9 protein-coding genes are annotated in these 7331 nt (G+C 48.2%); all 9 read left to right on the top strand.

Annotated features, from left to right (window positions below; all coding sequences use genetic code 11):
• Nucleotides 1–56: 56 nt before the first annotated feature.
• The 9 genes from QUB77_RS30945 (at nt 57) to QUB77_RS30985 (ending at nt 7130) form a co-directional block, all read left to right on the top strand.
• On the top strand, nt 57–545 hold the full coding sequence (locus QUB77_RS30945; protein ID WP_333180840.1) for a hypothetical protein: 489 nt from the start codon (nt 57–59) through the stop codon (nt 543–545).
• An 89-nt stretch (nt 546–634) separates the two neighbouring features.
• Nucleotides 635–3793, top strand: coding sequence for a plasmid replication protein, CyRepA1 family (locus QUB77_RS30950; protein ID WP_333180839.1), 3159 nt, complete (start codon nt 635–637; stop codon nt 3791–3793).
• Between the two features lie 321 nt (nt 3794–4114).
• Nucleotides 4115–4768, top strand: a complete 654-nt coding sequence (locus QUB77_RS30955) for a hypothetical protein (RefSeq protein WP_333180838.1) — start codon at nt 4115–4117, stop codon at nt 4766–4768.
• Between the two features lie 60 nt (nt 4769–4828).
• On the top strand, nt 4829–5014 hold the full coding sequence (locus QUB77_RS30960; RefSeq protein WP_333180846.1) for a hypothetical protein: 186 nt from the start codon (nt 4829–4831) through the stop codon (nt 5012–5014).
• Nucleotides 5015–5163: 149 nt separating this feature from the next.
• Nucleotides 5164–5577, top strand: coding sequence for a hypothetical protein (locus QUB77_RS30965; protein ID WP_333180845.1), 414 nt, complete (start codon nt 5164–5166; stop codon nt 5575–5577).
• A complete protein-coding gene (locus QUB77_RS30970) occupies nt 5577–6095 on the top strand; it encodes a hypothetical protein (RefSeq protein ID WP_333180844.1) in 519 nt (172 codons plus the stop codon). The genes QUB77_RS30965 and QUB77_RS30970 overlap by 1 nt, the downstream gene beginning before the upstream one ends.
• Nucleotides 6095–6313, top strand: a complete 219-nt coding sequence (locus tag QUB77_RS30975; RefSeq protein WP_333180843.1) for a hypothetical protein — start codon at nt 6095–6097, stop codon at nt 6311–6313. Before QUB77_RS30970 ends, QUB77_RS30975 begins: the two co-directional genes overlap by 1 nt.
• Nucleotides 6313–6576, top strand: coding sequence for a hypothetical protein (locus QUB77_RS30980; protein ID WP_333180842.1), 264 nt, complete (start codon nt 6313–6315; stop codon nt 6574–6576). Before QUB77_RS30975 ends, QUB77_RS30980 begins: the two co-directional genes overlap by 1 nt.
• Nucleotides 6567–7130: a hypothetical protein gene (locus tag QUB77_RS30985; protein ID WP_333180841.1), complete on the top strand. Its 564-nt coding sequence runs from the start codon at nt 6567–6569 to the stop codon at nt 7128–7130. Before QUB77_RS30980 ends, QUB77_RS30985 begins: the two co-directional genes overlap by 10 nt.
• Nucleotides 7131–7331 lie beyond the last annotated feature (201 nt).

Below are 7331 nucleotides of genomic sequence, written 5' to 3' on the forward strand. Positions count from 1 at the left end.
TGGTACACTTACATCCCTCAAAAGAAAGATAAGAGAATAATTCCCCTGATGTCGAAATGAAGGATTTAGCTTTTTGCATAGAATTTGTTGAATATAATGCCCTTTTTCTCTCGACACCAGGGTTAAGGATGCTTGAACTGTATGCCCCCCTATACGAGACTCCGGCGACACAGATAATGACGATGCCACTTTCTTTGGTGAAAACAATTACCTACCATAACTTTTCCAAAAATACTTTAGATTTTTGGCACTGCGTGGTTAGATTAATGGCTCAGTACATCGGTAAAGAAATCAAAGTTTTGCTACTCTCCATAGGGCTTCACTTTTTCAGGGCGCTAGTCGAGTTTTTATCCTGGGTTGTAGAAATTAATACCGCTGTTGATGTTGAATGCAGCGCAATCGAAGCCAGTCGCGACCCGCCATCAATCTTTGTTCCTCTTCCCAAGATTGAATGCAATAGTTGCGCTCGCAGTGACTTACCCATCCGCTCGCTTATTTTTAGCGAGCGAATTCCAATGTATGCTCTAAATGTTTTGAAACCTTAAGATAAACACCAAAAAACCGCTGCAATCAATTGGAACCTGAAATCAGCGGTCTTTGGTAATCACGCTCGTTTAGGGCGAGCTTATGACCTATGACCTCATTATACCCTATCGAGGGTATAGATTTAAGCTTTCAGGATTGCGTAGTCAAGTCTGGCATCAGCCCTAAAATCTATACTCTGAACTTTGAACCTGTCAGCGCTAGAGCCATCTACGACCTGCTTTATCGCGACACTGACCCTACAACCAACAGCAGCAGCGGCAGCACCCAAGCCAAAAGGAATTATGCCAAGTGCGAGGGTGCCAGTGGCTTCATAGTTAACGGCCGCTTTCGACAGCTAACTGGGGAACCTCTCGGAATTGACAAGAAGGGACGCCCCCGCAGATACTACCAGCCACAAGGAAAGCCCCTAGAGGTGTTTTGTCCGCTCGTGACTGTTGAAGTGTGGCGCTCGGTTGCGGCTAAAGCTGGGTTATCAATGCCCGATTTGCCAGCCATCGGACTTAATGGGGAAGCACTCGGATTTTGGGATTGGGTAATTGCCAGCGGTTGCCCGATCGTAATTACTGAGGGTGAAAAAAAGGCAGCGGCGCTCATTTCTCGCGGGTATGCAGCGGTTGGACTGCCTGGGATTCACACGGGTTACAGAGTCACAGAACGCGGCGAAATAGTAAGAAAACCAGACGGGACAGAATACCAGCGAGCATCGGCGCGGGAACTGCACGCAACGCTCCAACCGCTTGACACAGCGGGACGTGAAATTACAATCGTCTTTGACCATCGCGCCGGGGATTATTCCCAGAGTCAAGAGTTTCGCGCCGCTAGCACCCTAGCAAAATTGTTCAAAACAGCGATCGCAAAAATTGCAATTTTGCCCGGCCCTCACAAAGGGGTAGATGATTTCTGCGTAGCTGGTGGCGATATTGACGCTGTGCTGTCTGCAGCCGAACTGTTCTCTAAATTGCAGAACGAGTGCTTGTGGCGGATGCACCGTGGGTTCTCTCCCGATATCCTCACCAATTCGCGATACTTTGACACCGAGGCTCCCAAAAGCGGAAAAATCACAGCTATCAAGAGCGGTCTTGGCACTGGCAAAACTGAGTATCTAAAAAATAAGGTAGCGGCAGACAGAACGGGCGTTCAAATTAACCTCACCTACCGCAACAGTTTGGGCTTGCAGCTTGCCGAAAAACTGAACAGTTACCACCTTGATGCTCACGGTGGCTACAAAATGTTTGCAAACCCTGACGCTCGCTTGACTCTGTGTGTAGATTCCCTTCTTAAAATCCCCCTAGAACGGCTCGAAGGCTGCACCCTGATAATTGACGAGTCTGCAAGTGTTATCAAGCACCTCCTAACCAGCAGAACGCTCTTTGACAAACGGCTTGAGGTTCTAGAACGGTTTGAACTTGCTTGCCAAAAGGCAGATCGCATTGTCCTCACAGATGGACATCAAGCCGACTGGGTTGTCAGCTACATTTCCCGGCTCTCTGGCAAGGCTGCAACCAAGATTCAAAACTTATTCAACGGCGACACACCACCAGTATTTTTTGTCACCCCTGAAGCTGGTCAATCCCTGAAGAAGTTTGATGAATGGTACACCCAGCAGATTCTTGCTGCTGTCTGTCCTGCCATAGCGACTGACTCCGTTGAAAAAGCTGAGGCAATGGCAGAGCTTCTACAGATGTCGCATGGTGAAGGCATCCTCCTCACCGCAAAAACTGTAACTGAGGCTTGGGCTAAAGAATTTTTGGCTGACCCTGACGCCTATATTCGGGAACACCAGCCTGCGTGGTTGATTTATTCTCCTACGGCAGAATCTGGTGTAGATATTTCCATCTTGCACAAATTCTCCGATGTGTTTTGCTGGTTTGTTGGGACTATCGGTGTAGACGAGTGCCTGCAAATGAGCCGCCGCGTCCGCCATCCTGAGCGCATCACTGTTTTTGCTGCCGAGCGCGGTTTGGGTTCATCAAAAGACGGTGACGCCACTTACTACAAACAAATCAGTGCAGCCATTGAAGAGCGAGTAACTGCTGAAGCCCTAGCTCTGACCGATGAAGTGCTGAGCGCAGTCACCAGAGAAGCAATCGCCCAACAAGCACAATCGCCCCATCACGAGACTTACTGCAAAATCAAGGCTAAAGAAAACTTTGAGCGGCGCGATTTGCGGGGGTATCTGTTCAAAGCTTTTGAAGCTGGGGGTTATGCTCCGCAGTGGGTACAAGCTGGCAGCTCTGAGTCAAACGAGCATGGGGAAGCCAAACAAGAATGTCGCGACAAAGCGGCCAAACAGATATTCGACGCTGACGACATTGATTTAAATCAAGCCCTAGAAATAGAACGCAGTTACTCGGCGTCCTGGGCAGAACGTTGTCAAGCTATCAAAGCTCGGCTCAAGGCTCGACTACCAGGAATTGAACGCTCGGCTCTGTGGACGTGGGAGTTTGTTCGGCTCGTTCGCTTTGAAGACCGCGCTTTATTAAACAGGCTCGAAGCTTCATGGCTCTTTAAAAATCAGGAGGATGCCGAATATCTACAGCGCCGCAAGTGGAAGCAACAGCTCCGAACTTTCCTGCCCGACATTTCCGATCGCTGGTTGAAGCTGCGGCTCTTAAAAAATCTGGGGATTGAACAGTTTCTCAACCCTGATACCTCTTGGACTGCTGACTCTCCAGAAGTCAGAGATTTTATCAAGCGCTGCAAGAAAAAAGCTGTGGCGAACGTGCTGGGCTACCCCGATAAGAAAGCTCCAATGCGTTACATCAACCGCTTGCTAGCCAGTATCGGCGTCAAACTCGTTGCCCAACAAATTCGAGAGGGTTCGGAGCGCGTCTGGTCTTATCGATATCAGCCAGAAGCCACCACCAAACTTACTCCAAAGGGTGCTCAGCGGGTTTGCTCCCTCCCTGAAAATTGGGAAATTTTGGCTGAGCTTACAGCCGTTCGCTTGGTCAAAAAAGTGGAGGATTTAAAACACGCTGAATTGCTTGAACAGCAAGGCTTTGATGTTGTCACAGATGAAGCTATAAATAAACAAATACAGCAATCATCTGTGACAGTGGAACCCTTGCCAGAACAGGCAGAACGAATTGGCAGAACGGCATGGGTGCAGCGCTGGGGACAGTGGGTGCGAGGCTCATTCTTGGCCGCTACAGACGGTGCTCAATATCGAATGCTTATTGAACAATTGGGGGGATGGAGCGAGGTGCTAGCTTGGCCGCATCAAATTCGTTGGGAAGCAATTTAAGCTCTAACTCAGGATAATCACTTAATGTAGCGGCAATGGTTCCACGTCCTAGGCGGGAAAATATGACTATCCCCGCCTAAAACAAGATTTTGGAGTGGGTGGGAAATGTGATTATCCCTATCTACCCCCCCTAACGGGATTTTTCAAATTTCCGCTAGAATTCTAGCCCGGAGCGTACAAGCTCCATACGGAAATTTGAAAAATAGCCGTAACCCCGCCCGGAAGGGCATTAAGCCGTTTATTGAAATGGTTGTTTAAAACCCTTGACAACCATTTATGGAAATGGTTAGATAGAGATATCAACCATTTATGGAAACGGCAATGACCAACAAAATCAGAAATACCGCTGGCAAATTCGCTCCGAAGTCTGAGGCTCCGCGCAAGGTGCGTTCAGTAAATTTAACCGATGATGCTTGGCAGTGGCTGGCTGCTACAGCAGAGAAAGCAGGAATGAGTCGCAACGATTATTTGGAAGCGCTAGCAGAAGGTAATCAACCATTTATGGAAACGGCTAACACTGAGCCTTTGCCGATTATGGAAACGGTAAGCAGTGATAAGATTGAAACAACAGAACAGCCAGAGAGCGACGTTTTGCCGATTATGGAAACGGTGGGTCATGCTCTCACTACTCCAGAGGAAGCAAAAAAACACGCTCAAATCTATGGCTTCACTTCAGAGGAAGCTTTGGCTGATGCCCATTTTCAGATTAATATGCTCGAATCGAATTTTGACGAGCTTGAGAATAGGTACGAATCCGCAAAACGGGAAATTGCAGAATTGCGATCGCAACTTGCGACAGAGCGCGCCGATCGGGAGGAAATTGAAGCGCAACTTTCCGAGCTGAAACAAAATTCTGCTCCGGTCACAAACTTACCAGACGCAGCCGACTTGCTCAACCAGTTAAAAGCCAAACGTAAAAAGTCTACTGCCTCGCTTGCCGATATTGAGGCACTTTTGGAGATGATTGAAGGGTAAACCCCAAAAGGGAATTAGGAATCATGCCCCTAAAAAGGGGCTTTACTGGAGAATTGAAATATGCCGTCTACTTTTGAATGTCCGTACTGTCACAGCCGATACAATTGGTTGATATCGAGTGAGTGGCTACCTGATGAGGAAATAGAAAAATCTACTTACCAGTGCAAACAATGCTTGGCGCTCTTTGACCATAGATTGCATCTCCCAGAACAGCCAGAGGAAGAAAATTCAATTATAGAGATGTAAAAACTTTACAATCCTAGGTTGACAATGTAGGGGAAAACCTGCGATCGTAAGTTTAAGGAAGATTGATGCGCGATAGCCCAGTGTTGGCACACTGAACTACTCACGACTTCCCCAAACCGTTCTCTTACAACGTTTGGAGCTTAAAAATTATGGCACGAGGCGACGGCTACCTAGAAGGGTCAGCCGCAACTCTTAATACTGCTGCGGCTAACCGACCGATGGTAAGCCGTCGTAGAATTGAGCATCTCAAGCAGCTTGCATACGACTGCAATCTCACGAACGAGCAAGCTCGCGCTTTTGGAAAACTTACAGCGACAGCAACATGGGAAAAATTGCTGTTAGCTCACGGGCTGGAATTTGAGCCAAGACTTAACACAGTAGAGATTGCCAGTCACCAGGAATCAAGCCACCAGATTGGATTAACTGATTGGATTGACTGGGCGCAAGCTTTTGCCCTCGCTGTTGCATCAGTTGGCTTGGCTCTGCTTATTCTCGGACTCTTCCCCCGCATCAATCCGCTTAATCTACTTCCGGTAAAAATCACAATTCAGGTAGGTAAATAATGTCACTGCAACTACGCTTATTCGGCGGCGGTCAATCTGATGCGCCCAAAAATGGTGGCTCCCTTGCCGTAAACGACGGCGGCCACAGTATCGACAAATCAAAAGTGCTTGCCAGCACCGACGCACAAGCCTTAAGCCCGATGAATCCCGGCAGCTTTGCCAGCATCCGGTCTGTCCCAGTAATTGATACGCCGCGTTATGCCTCCAAAGAGGAAGCAGACGCGATGAAGGAACTCGCTAAGGAAAAGAAAAAAGGGGTCAAACATACCCGGTCGCTTTACCAGTCGGCTCTCGCGATTGACGGTTGCGATGTCAAAGTACACAAGGAATATCAAAAATACAAAGGGGGCATCGCTAAAAACGAACTCAGGAAAATCAAAGCAAGTACCACCTATGCAACAGGACTGCACCAACTGCGGGAAGGGTACGCAAAACAAGGTGCGAGGCTTGATAACGCTGATACAAAGGCACGGGCGGGGATTGATGCGATTAAAGCTCAACTGACGGGGGCGAACTAATGACTCGCATCTATGACTACTATCCCAACGACAAATTCCCAGTGGACAATCTGGCTATCAGCATCGCACTTTTGCGAGGGGCAAAAATTAGGGCAAGGGGGCAATCTAATTTAGATAAACCCAAGCAGCAATTGATGAACAAAGCTAGTGCTGCTATTGATGAAGCTGTACAAGCGCTTGAAACTCTACGGACTGCCCTGCTAGGAGGCTCAAGATAATGAGAGCGATGTACTTGGCTAATTATTTCGTTGCTGGGTGCGTCGCTTTCTCACTCCTGGGGTGGGTAGCGAGTTTGCATCCGATCACGTTTCGAGGCGTTCTGTGTTTGTTGGGAGCGATTGTGATCGCCTGGGGCTTAAGCTGGCTGCTGGATTTTTCACTGAGCAAGTTGCTCAAGATTTCAGTCGCTGACTTGCAAGCTTTGCTGATTGGTGGTTTTGCGATGCTGTTAATTGGGCTGGGGGTATTCTTATGCACCTAAAACTGTTTGTGCTGAGTGCGTCCTCTATTGCCCTTTGGATTGCACCGCTAGCAGCACTGGATAAAACGCTAAATCTCCAAAAAGCCTTGCAAGGGTTAAGTTTGACTGCTGCGATTGCTTGCGCTGTAACTGCTGGCAACATTGCCCGCGAACAAGCTGAGCAAGATGAAATTGAGGTAATGAAGGCTAAGGCTGTTAAGGCTGATGTGATTGACGAAATCAGTACATCTGTTTACGTTTCGCAACAACAGCGCCAACAAGAGGCAGAACAGATTTTGAACCCGCGCGAACATCTAGAACGCGCTCTAGCACTGACTTATGACGGACAGGAGGAATCAGAACCGATTAGCCAAAATCAACTAGCTGAACCAGAACAGAACGCATTTCAGAACGCTGAATCAGAACGCGCTGAACAGGTGCTAAAGTTGAAAGAGAAAGGCTGGGCTAAAGCCAAAATAATTCTTGAAGTGTGGGGCGTAACTAAAGGCGGTTCGCCCAAGTATAAAGCAGCAGAGGCTGAGTACAAACGCTTACTAGAGGAACAGGAATTATGAGAACGTGGGCCGGGGGGGGAGCCGGGTATGGCCCGCCCCCCCGGCCGCGCCATCCAGAATTAAGGGCGCCGCAGGCTACCGGGTCGAGTGACACCCGGTAAAACAACAAAAAAAGAATAACTAATGGTACACTTACATCCCTCAAAAGAAAGATAAGAGAATAATTCCCCTGATGTCGAAATGAAGGATTTAGCTTTTTGC

It is taken from the genome of Microcoleus sp. AT9b-C3 (genome assembly GCF_036705485.1).
GTDB lineage: Bacteria > Cyanobacteriota > Cyanobacteriia > Cyanobacteriales > Microcoleaceae > Microcoleus.

Excerpts from the sequence above, each read along its gene's own strand:
- QUB77_RS30945 (WP_333180840.1), top strand. The coding sequence starts at position 57 with ATGAAGGATTTAGCTTTTTGCATAGAATTTGTTGAATATAATGCCCTT.
- QUB77_RS30965 (WP_333180845.1), top strand. The coding sequence starts at position 5,164 with ATGGCACGAGGCGACGGCTACCTAGAAGGGTCAGCCGCAACTCTTAAT.
- QUB77_RS30975 (WP_333180843.1), top strand. The coding sequence starts at position 6,095 with ATGACTCGCATCTATGACTACTATCCCAACGACAAATTCCCAGTGGAC.
- QUB77_RS30950 (WP_333180839.1), top strand. The coding sequence starts at position 635 with ATGACCTCATTATACCCTATCGAGGGTATAGATTTAAGCTTTCAGGAT.
- QUB77_RS30970 (WP_333180844.1), top strand. The coding sequence starts at position 5,577 with ATGTCACTGCAACTACGCTTATTCGGCGGCGGTCAATCTGATGCGCCC.
- QUB77_RS30980 (WP_333180842.1), top strand. The coding sequence starts at position 6,313 with ATGAGAGCGATGTACTTGGCTAATTATTTCGTTGCTGGGTGCGTCGCT.
- QUB77_RS30985 (WP_333180841.1), top strand. The coding sequence starts at position 6,567 with ATGCACCTAAAACTGTTTGTGCTGAGTGCGTCCTCTATTGCCCTTTGG.
- QUB77_RS30960 (WP_333180846.1), top strand. The coding sequence starts at position 4,829 with ATGCCGTCTACTTTTGAATGTCCGTACTGTCACAGCCGATACAATTGG.
- QUB77_RS30955 (WP_333180838.1), top strand. The coding sequence starts at position 4,115 with ATGACCAACAAAATCAGAAATACCGCTGGCAAATTCGCTCCGAAGTCT.